A 17,701-nucleotide genomic window follows, 5' to 3' on the forward strand; every position below is an offset into this window, starting at 1 on the left:
CACTCCCCACGTTATTCAACCATTGAATGGATTTCTTTCATCAACTCTTCAAAGAGTTCGGTTTCCTTCACCTTACGTACGATTTCACCGTTACGGAAGATCAGGCCCTCACCGTTACCACCAGCTACACCTACGTCTGCTTCACGTGCTTCGCCAGGGCCGTTAACCGCGCAGCCCATAACCGCGATCTTGAGTGGTGTTTTCAGGTTGGAAACCGCATCTTCTACCTTGGTCGCCAAGCCGATCAAATCAATCGCACAACGGCCGCAGGACGGGCACGCGATGACGACTGGTTCGTTGTTGACGATATCGAGGCTCTTGAGGATCTGCTTACCAACCTTGATCTCTTCTACCGGATCAGCGGTCAGAGAGACACGGATGGTGTCACCGATGCCCATGGAGAGTACGGTACCGATCCCGACAGAGGATTTGACTGTACCGGAGAACAGTGTCCCCGCTTCGGTAACCCCTACGTGCAATGGATACTTGCGCTTCTCGGCCATCAGAGAATAGGTCTGGATCATCGTCGGTACGTCCGATGATTTAAGTGAGATCACGATGTTGTCGAAGTTGAGATCTTCGAGAATCTCCACGTGGCTCATCGCGCTCTCTACGATTGCTTCTGGGCTTGGATAGCCGTATTTATCAAGCAGACGCTTTTCTACAGAACCGGAGTTAACCCCGATACGGATTGGGATATTGCGCTCACGGCATGCTTCTACGACCGCTTTGGTTTTTTCTTTGGAACCGATGTTACCCGGATTGATACGGATCTTGTCGATACCGCTCTCCGCTGCGATCAGTGCCAATTTATGATCAAAGTGAATATCCGCCACGAGTGGCAGCGGAGAACGTTCCTTGATGGATTTAATCGCTCTGGCCGCATCTTCGTTGATAACTGCCAGACGAACGATTTGGCAACCTGCTTCATGAAGAGCATTGATCTGTGCCAGTGTTGCTTCCACGTCACGGGTATCTGCTGTGGTCATCGATTGGATCACAACACCCTTTTGTCCGCCAATTTGTACGTCACCCACGAATACCGGTTTCGTCTCCTCGCGCTTAAACAAGGTAAGCACTCTCCTTTAAGTAAGTTATCTGTGTATTAGTTTTGGAAAAACAACCGTTGAATGTCGTTCCAAGTCACGACGACGATCAAAAGCATCAGGAAGGCAAAGCCCACGAAGTGAACCAGACCTTCTTTGTTCGGATCAACAGGGCGTCCACGCAAGGCCTCGATCCCGAGGAACACCAGACGTCCACCATCGAGTGCAGGCAACGGCAGCAGGTTAAACAGCCCCAAGTTGACACTCAGTACTGCTGTCCAACGAATCAGCACTTCAAATCCTTTGGTTGCAAAATGACCTGTCATCTGCAAAATACCAGCAGGACCGCTCAGTTCGTTGAGACCGACTCCGCCCGTCACCAGTTTCCCCAAACCGGTAAGGATCATCATCGTAAAATCGTAGGTGGCCATCCCACCGTATTTAATAGATTCGACAAACGAATACTCAATGACCTGCGTCATTTTGATTTTCCCAACATTATCCTCTGTAACAGGTGTGACCGGAATCTTCAGTTCTTCACCGTTACGCGAAACGACGAGGTTAAGCTGCTTGCCTGGTGACTGGTTGATCGTCACCGCAACCTGTTCCCATGTAGATACTGGACTGCCATTGATGGAAAGCACACGGTCACCAGTACGTAGTCCCGCCTGTGCCGCAGGTCCACCCGCTACCACTTCACCGATAATCGGCTCGTTGGACGGAATCCCATACGCCATCGCAGCACCTGTCAAAAGAACAAAAGCAAGCAGGAAGTTAGCTGCAGGTCCGGCAAAGATCGCCCAGAAACGCTGGGAGACGGTTTTACCGCGGAATTGACGGTTCAGTGGAGCAATCTGTGCCTCTTGTCCGTTATTGACAAGCATGGCCTGTGGGTCGACGTGGTATGTACGACTCTCCCCTTCCTGCTCAAGCAGGATCGTCAGCTGCTTCTCCAGATCAAACGAAATGAGAGTACCGTATACCACGCGGCTTGATGTGGAGCGCGGTTCATTGACCAGAATCCGTTTCACCCGGTCGTGCTCTCCCAGCTCCAGTCCGACCTCCATGTGTGGCTTCAATACATCCATCTCCGGGTCTTCCCCCGCCATGCGGACAAGACCACCGATCGGGAGCAGACGAAGCGTGTACTCGGTCTCTCCCCGTTTTACACTAAAAATACGCGGCCCCATACCCAATGCGAATTCTCGGCAAAGGATACCGGCTCGTCTCGCTAATAAAAAGTGTCCCAGCTCGTGCACAAAGACAAGCACGCCGAATACAACAATCATCGCGATGATAGATCCAGGTCCGAATGAGCTGATAGCAGGCAATGAACTAGCCACCTTTCACTTCAAGTATCGTATTCCTTGCCCTTACTGGGCCTCCCGACGCGCCCACGCATCTGCTTCGATGATCTCGGCAAGCGTCGGGTTGGTACGGATGTGGTGCTTGTCGCACACGGAATGCACGACGTTCTCAATCTCAATGAATGAGATCTCACCGCGCAAAAAGCGGGAAACGGCAATTTCATTGGCTGCGTTCATCACGGTCGGTAAGGTGCCGCCTGCTCTTCCACATTCATACGCTAACTGTAACATGGGATATCGTTCAAAATCCATCTTACGGAAGTTGAGCGTACCAAACTTAACGAGGTCCAAAGGCTCTGTAGCCAGCGGCAGTCGTGCAGGATAGCTGAGCGCATACTGGATCGGTACCTTCATATCTGGTGTTCCCAGCTGTGCCATGACTGCCCTGTCCTTGTATTCTACCATAGAATGGATGATACTTTCATGGTGCAGGATGCACTCAATCTGCTCGTACGGCATTTGGAACAGCCAGTGGGCCTCCAACACTTCCAGACCCTTGTTCATCATCGTCGCTGAATCAATCGTGATTTTGGCTCCCATACTCCAGTTGGGATGGGCCAGCGCGTCCTGAACCGTCACGTTAGCGAGCTGCTCCCGTGTCAGGTGGCGAAATGATCCACCCGATGCGGTCAAGATGATCTTGGATACATCTTCACGACGCTCCCCTTGCATGCACTGAAAGATCGCGGAGTGTTCACTGTCTACTGGAATAATTGCGACATTGTTCTTTTTCGCCGCTTCCATCACGATGTGACCGGCACTCACCAGTGTCTCTTTGTTGGCAAGCCCGATCGTTTTGCCTGCTTCAATCGCAGCCAGTGTAGGTGCGACCCCCACACTGCCGACGATGGCGGTCATCACGAAGTTGGCTGACGGATGACTGGCTGCCGCTAACAGTCCTTCCTCTCCGTATACGATTTCACCGCGCCATTGGTTACCATCGAGCCGCACTTTTAATTCCTTGGCAGCGGCTTCAGTGGCTACGGATACCAATTCCGGCTGAAATTCGTTCACTTGTGCCACCAGCAGATCGATATTGGCACCAGCCGCCATGCTGACGACTTGGTAATCTTCGGGATGCTGTCGGACTACTTCTAGTGTACTAGTGCCGATTGAACCTGTAGAACCAAGCAATGCGATTCTTTTCAACTGCTTCACCTCAACCCATCTTTACACGATTCCGATGTTCTGCCTTCTACGAAAGTCCAAGCAGATACAAGGTCGGAAATACGATTAATAAACTGTCAAAGCGGTCAAGCACCCCGCCGTGTCCGGGAATGATCTGACCAGAGTCTTTTACGCCAAAATGACGCTTCATCCCCGACTCGACCAAATCACCCATCTGTGCCACAATCCCGGTCACAAAAGCAATCCCGAGCGCTTGGACAAAAGGCAGTGCCCCGCTTACATGATTCCAGATCAAAAGCTGGTTGACCCCGACCACGATCAGCATCGCAATGAACAGACCGCCAATGGAGCCTTCCACCGTTTTATTGGGGGAAATCGCGGGCCACAGTTTGGTTTTCCCCATGGAACGACCGACGAAATAAGCTCCGGAGTCTGTCGACCAGATGCCCAACAGAATCAGCATCGTCAGCCAAAAACTGCCTCCGGTCGCTTCCTGCCGCATCGCCGCCATGTACTGAAAGCCGTATCCTATGTATAACGCCCCAAGGATCGTTAGGGCGACATGTTCAATGTGAAACTCGTTTTTACGTAAAACCGAGTAAAACAACAGAAGAAGCAAAATGGACATAAGCAAACTGCTAAAATTGATTGGTACTTGTGCTCCGAAAAACAGGTAGGGCCAGAGAGTTCCTCCCATCAGCAAATAACTGAGTAAACCAGGTACAGAGAATGGCGGTATCTTCGCCATCCGCAAAAATTCGAAAAGGCCAATCAAGGCCAATAAAAAAATCAAGCCAGAATACCAAATATCCCCCAAATAGACGAGGGTAATAAAGATGATTCCGCCTATGACGCCTGTTATGATTCGTTGCTTCACGACATTTCCACCTCTTTGGCTCTATACCGCGCCATAGCGACGCGCCCGCCCTTGGTATTCGGCGATTGCTTGGTAAAAATGCTCTTTGTTGAAATCAGGCCAAAGCACATCGGTAAACCATAGTTCCGTATAGGCCAGCTGCCAAAGCATGAAATTGCTCAAACGGATCTCACCGCTCGTACGAATCAGCAGATCCGGGTCAGGTAAATCTCTTGTGTACAGATGGTCATTCACAAGGGCATCATTGATCTCGTCCGGACGCAGTTTACCGTCTGCAACCAGCTGCGCGATCTCTGTAACCGCATTGGTGATCTCTGTACGTCCGCCATAGTTTAAGGCGAAGTTTAGAATCAGTCCGGTGTTGTTTTTGGTTCTTTCTTCTCCAGCCAGTAACGCCTTCAGCGTAAAGTCCGGAAGACCTTGTTGAATCCCCAGCATCCGGATGCGGATATTGCGTTCAATCAATTCGTCCAATTCTGTCGTCAAGAATTCCTGCGGCAGTTTCATCAAAAAGTCGACCTCATCGCGTGGACGCTTCCAGTTCTCTGTGGAAAACGCGTACATCGTCAAGGCCTCTACTCCAATGTCATCTGCGGCTTTTACGATTTCTTTGACGGTTTTCATTCCCTGGCGGTGACCTGCGATGCGCGGCAGACTGCGGGATTTCGCCCAGCGTCCATTGCCGTCCATGATGACCGCGATATGTTTCGGGATTGCTCCGTTTTCATCAAATACATGTGTTTTGTCTGTTTGTTCGGCTTTATTGCCCAACATCTTCTGAATTCGCTCTAGCATAAAGGTTGCCCCCAAAACGAGAGATATAGACATTGCCCCCCTCACGAAGAGGGGGAATGCTTACTCTCATTATACTTCCAAGATGTCTTTTTCTTTCTCTTTTACTACTTTATCCACTTCAGCAATGTACTTGTCCGTTGTTTTTTGCACGGTTTCTTGATGGCGGCGGGATTCGTCTTCGGAGATCGTACCGTCTTTTTCAAGCTTTTTCAGTTCGTCATTGGCATCGCGGCGGATGTTGCGGATCGCCACTTTGGACTCTTCACCGGATTTGCCGGCTACTTTTACCAGTTCTTTACGGCGCTCTTCTGTAAGTGCTGGAATCACGATACGGATGATGTTACCGTCATTGCTTGGGTTGAGGCCAAGATCAGACTGTTGAATGGCTTTGTCGATATCTTTGAGCGCGGATTTGTCCCATGGTTGGATGGTCAACAGACGCGGCTCAGGTACGCTCACGTTCGCCAATTGAGCAATCGGAGTCGGTGTGCCGTAGTAGTCCACTACGATTTTATCCAGCATCGCTGGGTTGGCACGGCCTGCGCGAAGTGTTGCGAGATCGCGCTTTAGGTTGGTAATCGCTTTTTGCATGCGGTCTTCTGCATCTTTTAAAATAGACTGTGGCATTTAGGCTTCCCCCTTCACAAGTGTACCAATCTTATCGCCCATCACGGTACGGCGGATGTTGCCCTCTTCCGTGATATTGAAGACGATAAGTGGAATGTTGTTATCCATACAAAGGCTCGACGCAGTGGAATCCATGACACCCAAACCTTTGTTCAACACCTCAAGGAACGTGAGCGTGTCGTATTTCACCGCATTTGGATCAAGCTTCGGATCTGCGGAGTAGACACCGTCCACTTTGTTTTTCGCCATGAGAATCACTTCTGCTTCGATCTCAGCGGCGCGCAACGCAGCCGTGGTATCAGTCGAGAAGAACGGGTTACCGGTACCTGCCGCGAAGATCACAACGCGGTTCTTCTCCAGATGACGGATCGCTTTTCGGCGTATGTATGGCTCTGCGACCTGACGCATCTCGATAGAAGTCTGTACACGTGTCGGCACATTCACTTTTTCCAGGCCGTCTTGCAGGGCCAAAGAGTTCATGATGGTTGCAAGCATTCCCATGTAATCGGCAGTGGCACGATCCATCCCTTTGGAGCTGCCTGACAGTCCGCGCCAGATGTTACCGCCACCTACGACGATAGCAACCTGTACGCCCATCTCAACGATATCTTTGATCTGATTGGCGATGGAAAAAATCACTTTTGGGTCGATCCCGTAGCCAAGGTCACCAGCCAGCGCTTCTCCACTTAACTTTAACACGACTCGTTTATATGCAGGAAGTGGCATGTGTAAAAAGTCCTCCATTCAAATCCATTTGTTTTTACCCTTTTGCTTTTAAAAATAGGGAACACAGCGGTGTTCCCTATTGGTAAATTATTGCTTATTCACTTGCGCCATTACTTCTGCCGCGAAGTCTTCTTGTTTCTTCTCGATACCTTCACCTACTTGGTAACGTACGAAACCTTTGAGAGTAGCGCCTGCTTCTTTGAGGAGAGCAGATACTTTCTTGTCTGGGTCTTTAACGAATGGTTGTTCAACAAGAACGTACTCTTCGAAGTACTTGGAGAGGCGGCCTTCTACCATTTTTTCTACGATGTTTTCTGGTTTGCCTTCAGCCAGAGCTTGAGCTTTCAGAACTTCGCGCTCGCGTTCGATCTCATCAGCGGAAACCTCTTCACGGTTAGCAAAACGAGGAGCTGCTGCAGCTGCGTGCATAGCGAGGTCTTTTGCAAGAGATTCGTCAGTAGTGCCTTCGAGAACAGTCAGAACGCCGATGCGGCCACCTTGGTGGAGGTAAGCGCCGAAAGCACCGTTGTCAGCTTTCTCGAAGAGGGAGAAACGACGGAAGGTGATGTTTTCACCAATAGTCGCGATTTTTTCGGAGATGTGTTTTTCAAGAGTGTTTTCGCCTTGGAAAGTTGCAGCAAGAGCAGCGTCAACGGACTCAGGGCGGTTCGCTACTACGAAGTTAGCGATATCGGAAACGAGTGCTTGGAACTCAGGGTTTTTCGCTACGAAGTCAGTTTCGCAGTTTACTTCTACGATTGCGCCGAAGTTACCGGAAGTAGCTACGCCAGTGAGACCTTCAGCTGCGATACGGTCAGCTTTTTTCGCTGCTTTGATGGTACCGCGTTCGCGGAGCAGGTCAATCGCTTTTTCGATGTCGCCCTCTGTTTCTTGAAGAGCTTTTTTACATTCCATCATACCTGCACCGGTTCTGTCACGAAGATCTTTAACGAGAGCTGCACTAATGTTAGACATTGATAATTTCCTCCCAAAGGTTTTATGATGACACTTCTTAACATATGTAATGAGAGAAACGAAGTCTCCCCCACTAATATACCCTTGTTACGTGCGTGTTAAAAAAGGGTGGACGAGAGGTTCTGAAACCCTCAGTCCACCCTCATACTTACGCTGTGGTCGTTGCTTGTTCTGCACCTTGTTGGCCTTGGTTGCCTTCGAGAATAGCATCAGCCATTTTACCGGTGAGGAGTTTAACCGCGCGGATTGCATCGTCGTTACCAGGGATAACGTAGTCGATTTCGTCCGGATCGCAGTTAGTATCTACGATCGCTACAATTGGGATACCCAATTTGCGAGCTTCAGCTACCGCGATACGCTCTTTGCGTGGGTCGATCACGAAGAGTGCATCTGGCAGTTCGTTCATAGTAGCGATACCGCCGAGGAATTTCTCGAGACGGTCCATTTCTTTACGGAGAACGATAACTTCTTTTTTAGGAAGTACGGAGAAAGTACCGTCGTTTTCCATACGCTTGAGTTCAGCCAAGCGAGAAGTACGTTTTTGGATTGTAGTGAAGTTAGTGAGGGTACCACCCAACCAGCGTTGGTTGATGAAGTAGTGACCTGTGCGTTCTGCTTCTTCCTTCACTGCTTCTTGAGCTTGTTTCTTAGTACCTACGAAGAGGATTTTGCCGCCGTTAGAAGCGAGTTCACGTACGAAGTTGTACGCTTCTTCAACTTTCTTTACGGTTTTTTGCAAATCGATGATGTAGATACCGTTACGTTCTGTGAAAATATAGCGATCCATTTTTGGGTTCCAGCGACGAGTTTGGTGACCGAAGTGTACACCAGCCTCGAGAAGCTGTTTCATAGAGATTACCGCCATATTTACACCTCCTTAAAAGTGGTTTTTTTGTGTCTTACCTCCGCTTGCCGCATTTCCCTATAAAACTACAACTGTAGCACCCTTATAGAGATTGGCTCGCGTGCGTATTCAACACCGTAGAAAACTATAACACATGGTAAGGACAAATGCAAGGAATCATTAAAAAGAAAAATCCCGCCGTTATTTTTTCGGCGGGGTGGTCAAAATCGCGATCACCTGGTCAACGGTTGCGCCCTTCGGAATCTGATAGGTTCCGGTGCGGAGACGGTTGAGCTTATTGGTATCTCGCAGGGTACGGACGAAATTGTTGTTTTGCGGAAGCACTCCTGCCGCTACCAGCTCACGCGCTACCGCAGCGCTGGTCATACCAGGTCTAACCACAATCGTGGCTGTCTGGACAGGCTGTGTCGGGGCTGGTTGCGTAGCTGGTGCCGGTGTCGTGGTTGTCGGTGGCGGTGTGACTTTGGGTTGTGCCGGTGTCGTGGCAGCGGGTGGTGTCGTGGTCTTAGGCGGTGTCGTGGCAGCTGGAGCTTTTGGGGTGGGAACAGGCGTGGTCGGTTTTGCCGGCTGCTCTTTTTTGGCCTGTTCTTCTTTTTGCTTACTCCACTCGTCGTATTCCTTTTTGGGAACGATAGCTAACCCCTGTGCCTGGGCCAGCTCCTGCAACTGCTCCTGGGTTACTTGTGCAGGCACACCTGCGGAAGCTGGCGGATAGACGAGCATATAGAGTGCGGCAAAAATGATCCCCAGTCCAAGACCCATCAAAAAGTTGCGGTTAGCCATTATTCTGGCCTCCCTGCAGAGGTTCAGCAAGCGAGAAGATCAATTCGATCTCTCCCCGTCCTGCTCCGAGCCGCTTGGCGATCTCCGCGATATCCAGACCCTCTTTTTTCAACTCAAACACACGGCGGTACCGCTCTTTTAACAACAGCGTATCCGCATGATTATGTACCCGCTCATCGGCGGTTGGTTCTTGATTGGGAGTGGTGTGCTGCGGCTGTGCCGGAACAGTGGAAAGACTGGTCAGCTTACCTGATACTCGGCTCAGCTCCTCTTCTAGTGCAGCTACACGTGTATGCATCTGGGACAATTCGGACTGCAGCCGTTCCTGGTCGTGCCGTACCGAAGTCATCACCTGTTCATTTTCTTGTTTTACCTGTTTGACGAAGCGTTTGAGGGTCTGCTCCATGCCTGTCAGATCCACTTGCTTTTGAGCAAGATGTTGGGTGGCATCTGATTCTGCTTGCGCAGGCTTTTTCAGCAAGAACGATAATATAACGATGAGTACCCCTGCTCCTAGAAGTAGATAGTGTGGTTGATCCATCCATTTCACCTTAACCTTGCTGTCTTACAGCGAGATATCAATATGACGGCCTCGCATGGGATCGAATCCTTCCGTCTTCTTACTGGAAGCGGAGCGTGACTCTTGCTTAACCGGAGCCGTCTGGTTCTCTTTTTCTTTCTTGGTATGTTCGCGTTCCTGTTTCTCTTTAATCTGTCCGTTTGCCTTTTGATTTATGTCTTGCGGACGGATTCGCGCTTTTTCATCCAGCTCTTTGCGGTCCCGGATCAAAGCTTGCTGGTCAACATTGTGCCGTTGTTGCTGCTGTTCTTGGATTCGTCCGATTTCTTGGGTACGGGGTATTGCTATTTGGAGTTCTACTGCTTTCAAACTCATACACCATCAGTCCCCTTTTAACGGATTGGCGACGCGGTGATCTCTCCATCCAGAACGAGGAAGCGGGAACGGGAATGCTCTTGCTTGATAAAGCGAACCCACTTGCCAAACACAAGCTTCACGCCGGGGAATGTGATCTGATACACTTCCACCACGGCTGGGTAATCGCCTTCAATGCTCTCTTCCAGTTCTCTTTTTCGCTGTTCCAGCTTCTTAATATCTTTGTCTAAAATGATGCGGGTATTGGTCAGCTTGATCTGCATGATCTTCTTGTCGGCAGGCAGCTCCCCTGAGACCTTGAGCAGTTGATCAAGCACCCCTAAGCCTTGATCGGTTTTGCGCAGGTTCTCATACAGAGTCGTCAGTTCCTTGGTCACATTGGCCAGTTCATTACGCAATTCCGGCTTGACACCCACTTCGAGGCAGGTTGGCGTAGCCGTCGAGTTGCCTACAACCATTGCCGTGATCTTGTCGCCTGCTTGGATGGTTCCTCCGATGATGATCCCTTTGGTACCTTTGCAGATGACATCTTTTCCGGCGCGGATCGTGGAGAACATGATGCTTTGGGTGACATAGACAGAGCCTCTCGCGGTCACATTACCGTTCTGTATATAAGAAGCTTTGACGTCAGCACCTGCCAGCACATGACCTTTGTCTTGCGCGACGATCCCGTTTTTGATCTCGACGGACCCCTGCGCTTCGAGTTCGGCCCCTTCCACACTGCCTAAGACACGAATATCCCCGGCAGCTTTGATACGGAATCCCGTAGGCACATTGCCACGGATGACGACCGTTCCAACAAAGTCGATATTACCGACACGGAAGTCAACATCTCCATTTACTTCAAAGACGGGGAATACATTTATCTTATCTTTATCGGTAATTGACACTTGCCCGTCAATTGCAGCATAAAGGAGTGTTCGATCCTCATTTAACACGACATTTTTGCCTGGTTTGATGTGGACTTCTTTACCTGCTTTGGCGACGACTCTGTCGCCTGTGACGCTAGTGCCGTCGATCCCTGGTTCAGACGGAATTTTTCTGGCCAACAGCTGACCACGCATGACATTGGCGATATTGAGTACGGAGTAAAAATCAACACGGCCATCTTCTAATTCAAGTGGCTTGCGTTCCTGTGAATTGGATTGCTGTGTAAATTCGATGCGGGCATCTTTCCCCGGAGTAGCTTCTAGCCCGACTGCAACAGTGACGGGAATATTGATATACTGCGTCGGATTTTTACATACTTTATCAATTACGTCGTCCAAAATCCCAAAATGAACGCCGCCGTCGCGCAGTGCAGCCTTGATATCGAGAACGGTCACTCTCCAGTTCTCCTGATCTGCGGGTTGCAGCAACAACTCTGCAGCCATTTTGTCTTTTGAGATTTTGATATTGATTCCTAGTTGTTCAGACATACATGCTCCCCCTTTCCTCCATCATGGTCTCTTACTCCCAATTACCTGCTGATTATTTCTCTCTGGTTAGTTTAGTTTCCTGCTGCTACATCAGTTGTGTCTTAAATCGGGTCAATGAAGAGCGCAGGCGAAAAATGGCTTTGGAATGCAACTGAGAGATACGTGAAGGTGACAAGCTCATGACCTCCGCGATCTCGGAGAGCGTCAGTTCCTCGAAATAAAACAGGGATACGACCAGACGCTCTTTTTCAGGCAGTTTGTCGATGGAATGCGTCAGCACTTCTTTGAGGCTTTGCGATTCAGCCACAGCTTCCGGGCGTGGTGTCACTTCGTCGATGATGTAGGAATGGCGTGCGGTTTTCTGTTCATCCTCATCCCCTACCGCTTCATCTATAGAGACAAAGGTAGAGAGCGACGTATCATAAATCACCTGCTGGAATTCCTTTTCCGTGATGCCAAGATACTGACACACCTCTTCATCAGTCGGTGTGCGAAGTGTACGCTGCTCTAGAATATTATATGCTTCCTCGATTTTTTTTGCTTTATCGCGGACCGTTCGAGGGATCCAGTCATTTTCGCGCAAGCCGTCAATCATGGCCCCACGAATCCGCCACATCGCATATGTCTCAAACTGCAGACCGCGTGTATGGTCAAATTTATTCAAGGCGTCCAACAAACCAAAACGACCATAGCTGATCAGATCGTCTTTATCTACGTTGTTCGGCAGTCCGATGGCAAGACGATTTGCTACCTTGGTGACAAGGGGTAAAAACCTTTCGACAAGTTCTGCTTCTGCCTCTTTGCAACCCTCTTCTTTCCAAGAGATCCACTTATCAAATTCTTTCACTCTGTCGTGATTGTTTGTTCGAGCCATGAATCAACCACCAACCTTTTAATCATCAGTTAACCGTCTTATGATATTGGCAATGTCTGCTGGATCTTGAGTTACTTCGGGTTGTCGTTCAATTTTCGGTAAAACCAATGGGGTAAATTCATCATCATCTCTTGTCTGGTCATGCTTTTGCCTGCGATCATGATCATCCTCATCATACAGATCGGCCCGGTCATCATACGTCCCTGTTTCATCATCTGATGGAGTCACCAGATTGATATGCTGTCCTGTTGCCGAAGGAGCCTCTGTTGCTTCTGCAACTTCTGACTTCTTCGCTCCGTCTGTAGAGGTAACGAGCCCCAACACGAAGCGGATCACGTACGCACCCAAGAAAAAAATGACAAAGGTAGAGACGGCACGTTCCAGAGAAACGAAAAAGGTGTTCCCGAAAAGTGCCGCAAGAAAGGTTATCAGGGAGGCAGCAACGCCTATCCAAAGATTTATTTTCCAAGTCCCAATCATGTCTATACTTCCTTAACCCCTTGATTTACGGTGCGAATGTTTAAGATGCCGGTCGTTGCATCAAACTCGATGGTTCTTCCACAGTTACCTCCCGTATCTTCCGCAACGATGCGAATCCCTGCTTTAGCGAGAAACATTTTACATGCCTCAACATTACGGGGACCTATTCTCATCGTATCATTTCCCGAGAGGAACGAAAACATTTGGGCACCACCTGCCAACTTGGCTACCATATTCCGGCAGTTGGCACCTTCTTGCTCCATCTGTTTGATCAGCGTCGGAATCGCTGTATCAGCGTATTTGCCGATATTGACTTCCGCGCTTTTGCCAAGTGAAGAATCAGGTAGCATCACATGTGCCATGCCACCGATTTTTTTACCTGAATCATACAACACAACCCCGACACATGAACCCAGCCCTGTGGTGCGCAAACGATTCGGTGGTTTAGCAACTCCTAAATCAGCCATTCCTATTTTAATAATTTCCATCGAAAGGAACCCCTAGTGACGAGAATAGTTTTTCAAACGACTCAGGATCAGGGATGAAGAAATAGTGCCCCTGCACCTGTTCGTTTCCTTCAAAGAACGCTGTATCAATCGTGAGCGCGTAGTCACCATTTTGTCCAAGGGCAATCAGTCCATAGCTGAGGATTGCTCCCGCCATGTCAATCGCTAAAGCCGGCACCGACGGCTGAAGGTTGAGATTTGTAAAATCGGCCAAAGATGATAGATAGGAGCCTGTGAGGATGTTGCCGATCTCATGGAGAGCAGAAAGCTCCATTTCGGTAAAGCCTTCCTGTTCCTCATCCACTTTCATGCCTAACAATTGTTCAAGCAGGTTGCGGGCGGAGCTGAAATCGAGGATGAAGAACATATTCCCCGGGCAATCCCCTTCAACCCGCAGGAACACGGTGATGACCACTACTTCATCGCCGCCCAAAAAGTCTGCAATCTCATCGAAATGGATGATTTTGACCTGCGGAACTTTCATATCGATCTCTTTTTGCAAAAGCTTGGAGAGGGCCGTTGTTGCATGGCCCGCTCCTATATTGCCCACTTCACGGAGAACATCCAGCTGAAAATCGCCGAACTTAAAGAACTCTCCCATATCTAAACCTCAAATGAATCAAGTTGTTTGATTTCATCGGTATTCAATACCTTGTCAAGGTTCAGAAGAATCAGGAGACGCTTCTCCAGCTTCGCCACACCGCGCAGGTAAGCAGCCTCTACCCCACCGACAACTTCTGGTGGCGGTTCGATTGCATTGACAGGAATGTCGATCACGTCATTTGCAGAATCTACAATCAGACCCACTTCGAGTTCGCCCACAGCCACGATGATGACGCGGGTGGTTTCGGTATGTGTCGCTTCTGTCAGGTTGAAGCGGCTGCGCAGATCGATGATTGGAGTAACAACACCGCGGAGATTGATGACACCTTTGACAAATCGCGGAGTGCGGGGTACACGGGTGATGTGCTCCAGCTTCTCGATTGATTTCACTTGGTTTACTTCCACACCGTATTCCTCTTCACCAAGGCGGAAAACGATGACTTTTACTTCACCGACGATTTCTTTGTTTTGATCCAACATGAGTGTGACCTCCTTACTTAATGAGAGCGTTGCAGTCGATAATAAGGGCGACTTGACCATCACCGAGGATTGTTGCGCCAGAGATAGCAAAGACATTCACGAGGTATTTACCCAGGGATTTCAACACGATCTCTTGTTGACCGATGAAGGAGTCTACTACCAGACCCGCCATCTTCTCGCCTTTGCGTACGATCACGACCGCTACATCGTCCCCTTTTTGCACTCCATTGTCTGGGATGCCGAAGATTTCTTTGAGGGAGACAAGCGGTACGACACGGCCGCGGAAGTCGATGACTTTTTGGCGGTGAGCAAGCATGATCTCGTCTTGGCGGAATACCGCTGTTTCGATGATTGAGCTGAGTGGCACCGCAAACTTTTCATTTTCCACCTGCACGAGCATCGCAGAGATGATGGAGAGAGTAAGTGGAAGCTGAATGAGGAAGGTTGTGCCTTTGCCTTGACTGGAGTCAACCGCGACAGAACCGCCGAGGGATTCGATTTTGGTTTTTACCACATCAAGACCTACACCACGGCCTGACAAGTCAGAAATTTTCTCTGCCGTACTCAAGCCGGAAGCAAACAACAATTCAAAAATTTGTTTATCGGTCATATTGTCAGCCGTTGCCGGGTTGACGATACCGCGTTCGATTGCTTTTTTCAGTACTTTATCCTTGTTGATGCCGGCACCATCGTCGGTTACCTCGATAAATACGTGGTTACCACTGTGGTAGGCTTTCAGTTGGATCATGCCTTCTTCGGATTTACCGGAGCGGCGGCGTACATCTGGTGACTCAAGACCGTGGTCCATGGAGTTGCGGAGCAAGTGAACAAGTGGATCACCGATCTCGTCGATAACAGTACGATCCAATTCTGTCTCAGCACCTTGGATTTCGAGGTTTACTTTTTTGTTCAGTTCTTTTGCTGTATCGCGAACCATACGAGGGAAGCGGTTGAATACCTGCTCCACAGGAACCATGCGCATGGTCAGGATGATGTTTTGCAGATCACCGCTGATTCGGCTCATGTGCTCCACCGTCTCCTGCAATTCGCTCTTGCCGATTTCGCGGGCCAACTGCTCCAGACGGCCACGATCGATGACAAGCTCACTGAACAGGTTCATCAGCACATCCAGACGCTCGATATCGACACGGATGGTTTTGCTCGCAGACGGTTTTTTGACTGCATCTGCTGCGGCAGGAGCTTTCGCTTCAGCCACTGGTGCTTTTGGTGCAGCCGCTTGCGGTTTTACTTCTGGTGCTTGTGCCTGCTCGGATTTGAGGTTGACGTTTTCGATGAGGACTTGGTCTACCTCGGAAACGTTGCTGACCGCCTTGTGGATTTCTTCCTGGGACTTCTCGGTCACAAATACGACTTCGAAGGAAAGATCAAAACGCTCGTTTTCGATCTCTTCTACCGTTGGCGTTGATTTGATCACTTCACCTGCGTTCTCCAAGGCGTCAAATACCATGTAAGCACGGGCTGCTTTGAGGATGCAGTCTTCGCGAAGAGATACTTTGATCCAGAACAGATTATGACCAGACTCCTGTGATTGCCTCATGACCGTAAGAGAATATTCATCCAGTTCATGCTCTCGGCCTGCTTCTTCTGTTGTTTCTGCCTGCTCATCTGCTTGCGCAATTGCATCTGCTGCCGCGCTTCCTGCTGCAGGTTTGCTTGGAGCCGGAGTGAGATCGCCGGATACGATTGCACGCAGTCGGCCTACGAGTGCGGATACATCAGCAGAACCGTCGCCACCCTCGATGATGTTGTATACCATGCCTTCCATCAAGTCCACACTCTGGAAAATAACGTCCATGATGTCGGAATTAATTTGCAATTTGTTGTTGCGAATCAGGTCAAGCACGTTTTCTGCTTCGTGTGTCAGGCTCGCCATATCTTCGAAGCCCATGGTCGCTGCCATGCCTTTGAGCGTGTGGGCGGAACGGAAGATTTCATTGACAATACCAATGTTGGTTGGATCGTTTTCGAGTAAGAGCAGATTAGAGTTGATTGATTGCAAATGTTCTTTAGATTCTTCAATAAACATGTCTAGATATTGATTCATGTCCATAGTTGATCCACCTCCCAATCAGTTCACCAGTCGAACAAGAGTTTCTGCTATGTGTTCTAAGGGTACAATGTTGTCAGCAAGACCGGCATTCACCGCCGCACGCGGCATTCCATACACCACGCAGCTTGATTCATGCTCGATGACACTGGTGACGGTGCCTGATGCTTTCAATTGCTTCAAGCCATTGGTTCCGTCGCTTCCCATTCCCGTCATGATCACGGCCCATTTGTTTACTTTGGTCAACTTGCTGACTGATTCAAACAGTACGTCTACAGATGGACGGTGACCACCACGCGGAGCATCCTGCTGCAACTTAATTTTCAGTCGTCCGTTACTTTGCTGAGCGACTTCCATATGATAGCCGCCTGGGGCTATATAGGCTGTGCCATTCTCAACGGTTTGTCCGTCCTCTGCCTCACATACACGGATCGGGCTTTGCGTATCCAGGCGTTGTGCCAAGGATTTGGTAAAGCCCGGCGGCATATGCTGCACGATCAAGATCGGTGCGTTGAAGTCAGCAGGTATTTTGGATAATACGACTTGCAGTGCTTTCGGTCCCCCTGTGGAGGTACCGAGTGCCACGATCTTGGTGGTTCGGCCCCCAATATCAGATGACATAGACACTGGCGTCGGAGGATTATCTGCTGGCGTCTCCATTTTCCGGGAAAACCCCGGCACTGTCGGCTTCTGGATCGAAGGTCTCGGCTGTGGAGCAGGAGCTGGTGCAGGTGTGTTCGTGACACTGCTGCCTCCCAGCCCTCTTCCGATTCGACGCTTCGATTTGGCAGCCTGTTTGACAATGTCGACAATGGTATCGCCAACTTTATGAATATCAAGGGAGATCGGTCCGGAAGTTTTGGTTACGAAATCAAACGCACCTAATTCCAAAGCACGGATGGTTGCTTCGGCCCCTTCCATGGTCAGGCTGCTTAACATCACAACCGGAACCGGGTGGTGCTTCATCAGATATTCCAAAGCCTCAAGCCCGTTCATCTCAGGCATCTCAATATCGAGAGTGACAACGTCGGGTTGCAGGTTTTTGACTTTTTCAATCGCCTCTTTGCCATTCTTGGCTTTGTCAATCACCTCAACCTCAGCGTCGGCTGACAATATATCACTGATTACCTTACGCATGAACGCGGAGTCATCAACGACAAGAACTCGTATTTTACTCATCTTACGGCC

At 49.6% G+C, this 17,701-nt stretch carries 20 protein-coding genes; all 20 read right to left on the reverse strand.

Annotation, left to right across the window (positions count from 1 at the left end; all coding sequences use genetic code 11):
- Window positions 1-11: 11 nt before the first annotated feature.
- Window positions 12-1,070: a flavodoxin-dependent (E)-4-hydroxy-3-methylbut-2-enyl-diphosphate synthase gene (ispG, locus tag FGI41_RS05620; RefSeq protein ID WP_139488950.1), complete on the reverse strand. Its 1,059-nt coding sequence runs from the start codon at window positions 1,068-1,070 to the stop codon at window positions 12-14.
- Window positions 1,071-1,105: 35 nt separating this feature from the next.
- The gene (rseP, locus tag FGI41_RS05625) at window positions 1,106-2,335 is read right to left on the reverse strand and encodes an RIP metalloprotease RseP (protein ID WP_139489067.1); all 1,230 of its coding nucleotides are present in this window, start codon (window positions 2,333-2,335) and stop codon (window positions 1,106-1,108) included.
- A gap of 84 nt (window positions 2,336-2,419) precedes the next feature.
- Window positions 2,420-3,562 carry a 1-deoxy-D-xylulose-5-phosphate reductoisomerase gene (locus FGI41_RS05630; protein ID WP_139488951.1) on the reverse strand — a complete coding sequence of 381 codons (1,143 nt, stop codon included), beginning with the start codon at window positions 3,560-3,562 and terminating at the stop codon, window positions 2,420-2,422.
- 46 nt (window positions 3,563-3,608) lie between these two features.
- Window positions 3,609-4,418 (reverse strand): phosphatidate cytidylyltransferase, encoded by an 810-nt coding sequence (locus FGI41_RS05635; RefSeq protein ID WP_139488952.1) that lies wholly within the window; start codon window positions 4,416-4,418, stop codon window positions 3,609-3,611.
- A 21-nt stretch (window positions 4,419-4,439) separates the two neighbouring features.
- Window positions 4,440-5,213, reverse strand: coding sequence for an undecaprenyl pyrophosphate synthase (uppS, locus tag FGI41_RS05640; protein WP_139488953.1), 774 nt, complete (start codon window positions 5,211-5,213; stop codon window positions 4,440-4,442).
- A gap of 69 nt (window positions 5,214-5,282) precedes the next feature.
- Entirely contained in the window at window positions 5,283-5,840 is a 558-nt protein-coding gene (frr, locus tag FGI41_RS05645) for a ribosome recycling factor (RefSeq protein ID WP_139488954.1), read from the reverse strand.
- A complete protein-coding gene (gene pyrH / locus FGI41_RS05650; RefSeq protein ID WP_139488955.1) occupies window positions 5,841-6,566 on the reverse strand; it encodes a UMP kinase in 726 nt (241 codons plus the stop codon).
- An 87-nt stretch (window positions 6,567-6,653) separates the two neighbouring features.
- Entirely contained in the window at window positions 6,654-7,541 is an 888-nt protein-coding gene (tsf, locus tag FGI41_RS05655; protein WP_139488956.1) for a translation elongation factor Ts, read from the reverse strand.
- Between the two features lie 148 nt (window positions 7,542-7,689).
- A complete protein-coding gene (gene rpsB / locus FGI41_RS05660; RefSeq protein WP_139488957.1) occupies window positions 7,690-8,406 on the reverse strand; it encodes a 30S ribosomal protein S2 in 717 nt (238 codons plus the stop codon).
- 180 nt (window positions 8,407-8,586) lie between these two features.
- The gene (locus tag FGI41_RS05665) at window positions 8,587-9,189 is read right to left on the reverse strand and encodes an endolytic transglycosylase MltG (RefSeq protein WP_139488958.1); all 603 of its coding nucleotides are present in this window, start codon (window positions 9,187-9,189) and stop codon (window positions 8,587-8,589) included.
- Window positions 9,182-9,730, reverse strand: coding sequence for an RNA polymerase sigma factor (locus tag FGI41_RS05670; RefSeq protein WP_139488959.1), 549 nt, complete (start codon window positions 9,728-9,730; stop codon window positions 9,182-9,184). Before FGI41_RS05670 ends, FGI41_RS05665 begins: the two co-directional genes overlap by 8 nt.
- Before the next feature lie 24 nt (window positions 9,731-9,754).
- Window positions 9,755-10,084 carry a hypothetical protein gene (locus FGI41_RS05675; protein ID WP_139488960.1) on the reverse strand — a complete coding sequence of 110 codons (330 nt, stop codon included), beginning with the start codon at window positions 10,082-10,084 and terminating at the stop codon, window positions 9,755-9,757.
- 17 nt (window positions 10,085-10,101) lie between these two features.
- Entirely contained in the window at window positions 10,102-11,502 is a 1,401-nt protein-coding gene (locus FGI41_RS05680) for a flagellar assembly protein A (protein WP_139488961.1), read from the reverse strand.
- Between the two features lie 85 nt (window positions 11,503-11,587).
- Window positions 11,588-12,376 (reverse strand): FliA/WhiG family RNA polymerase sigma factor, encoded by a 789-nt coding sequence (locus FGI41_RS05685; protein ID WP_139488962.1) that lies wholly within the window; start codon window positions 12,374-12,376, stop codon window positions 11,588-11,590.
- A gap of 18 nt (window positions 12,377-12,394) precedes the next feature.
- Window positions 12,395-12,856, reverse strand: a complete 462-nt coding sequence (locus FGI41_RS05690) for a hypothetical protein (protein WP_139488963.1) — start codon at window positions 12,854-12,856, stop codon at window positions 12,395-12,397.
- A 2-nt stretch (window positions 12,857-12,858) separates the two neighbouring features.
- Window positions 12,859-13,344: a chemotaxis protein CheD gene (locus FGI41_RS05695; RefSeq protein ID WP_139488964.1), complete on the reverse strand. Its 486-nt coding sequence runs from the start codon at window positions 13,342-13,344 to the stop codon at window positions 12,859-12,861.
- The gene (locus tag FGI41_RS05700) at window positions 13,331-13,963 is read right to left on the reverse strand and encodes a chemotaxis protein CheC (protein ID WP_139488965.1); all 633 of its coding nucleotides are present in this window, start codon (window positions 13,961-13,963) and stop codon (window positions 13,331-13,333) included. The genes FGI41_RS05695 and FGI41_RS05700 overlap by 14 nt, the downstream gene beginning before the upstream one ends.
- Before the next feature lie 2 nt (window positions 13,964-13,965).
- A complete protein-coding gene (locus tag FGI41_RS05705) occupies window positions 13,966-14,445 on the reverse strand; it encodes a chemotaxis protein CheW (RefSeq protein ID WP_139488966.1) in 480 nt (159 codons plus the stop codon).
- 13 nt (window positions 14,446-14,458) lie between these two features.
- A complete protein-coding gene (locus FGI41_RS05710) occupies window positions 14,459-16,516 on the reverse strand; it encodes a chemotaxis protein CheA (RefSeq protein WP_139488967.1) in 2,058 nt (685 codons plus the stop codon).
- 18 nt (window positions 16,517-16,534) lie between these two features.
- Window positions 16,535-17,692, reverse strand: a complete 1,158-nt coding sequence (locus FGI41_RS05715; protein WP_139488968.1) for a protein-glutamate methylesterase/protein-glutamine glutaminase — start codon at window positions 17,690-17,692, stop codon at window positions 16,535-16,537.
- Between the last annotated feature and the right edge of the window lie 9 nt (window positions 17,693-17,701).

It is taken from the genome of Brevibacillus dissolubilis, assembly GCF_006170445.1.
GTDB classification, from domain to species: domain Bacteria; phylum Bacillota; class Bacilli; order Brevibacillales; family Brevibacillaceae; genus Brevibacillus_B; species Brevibacillus_B dissolubilis.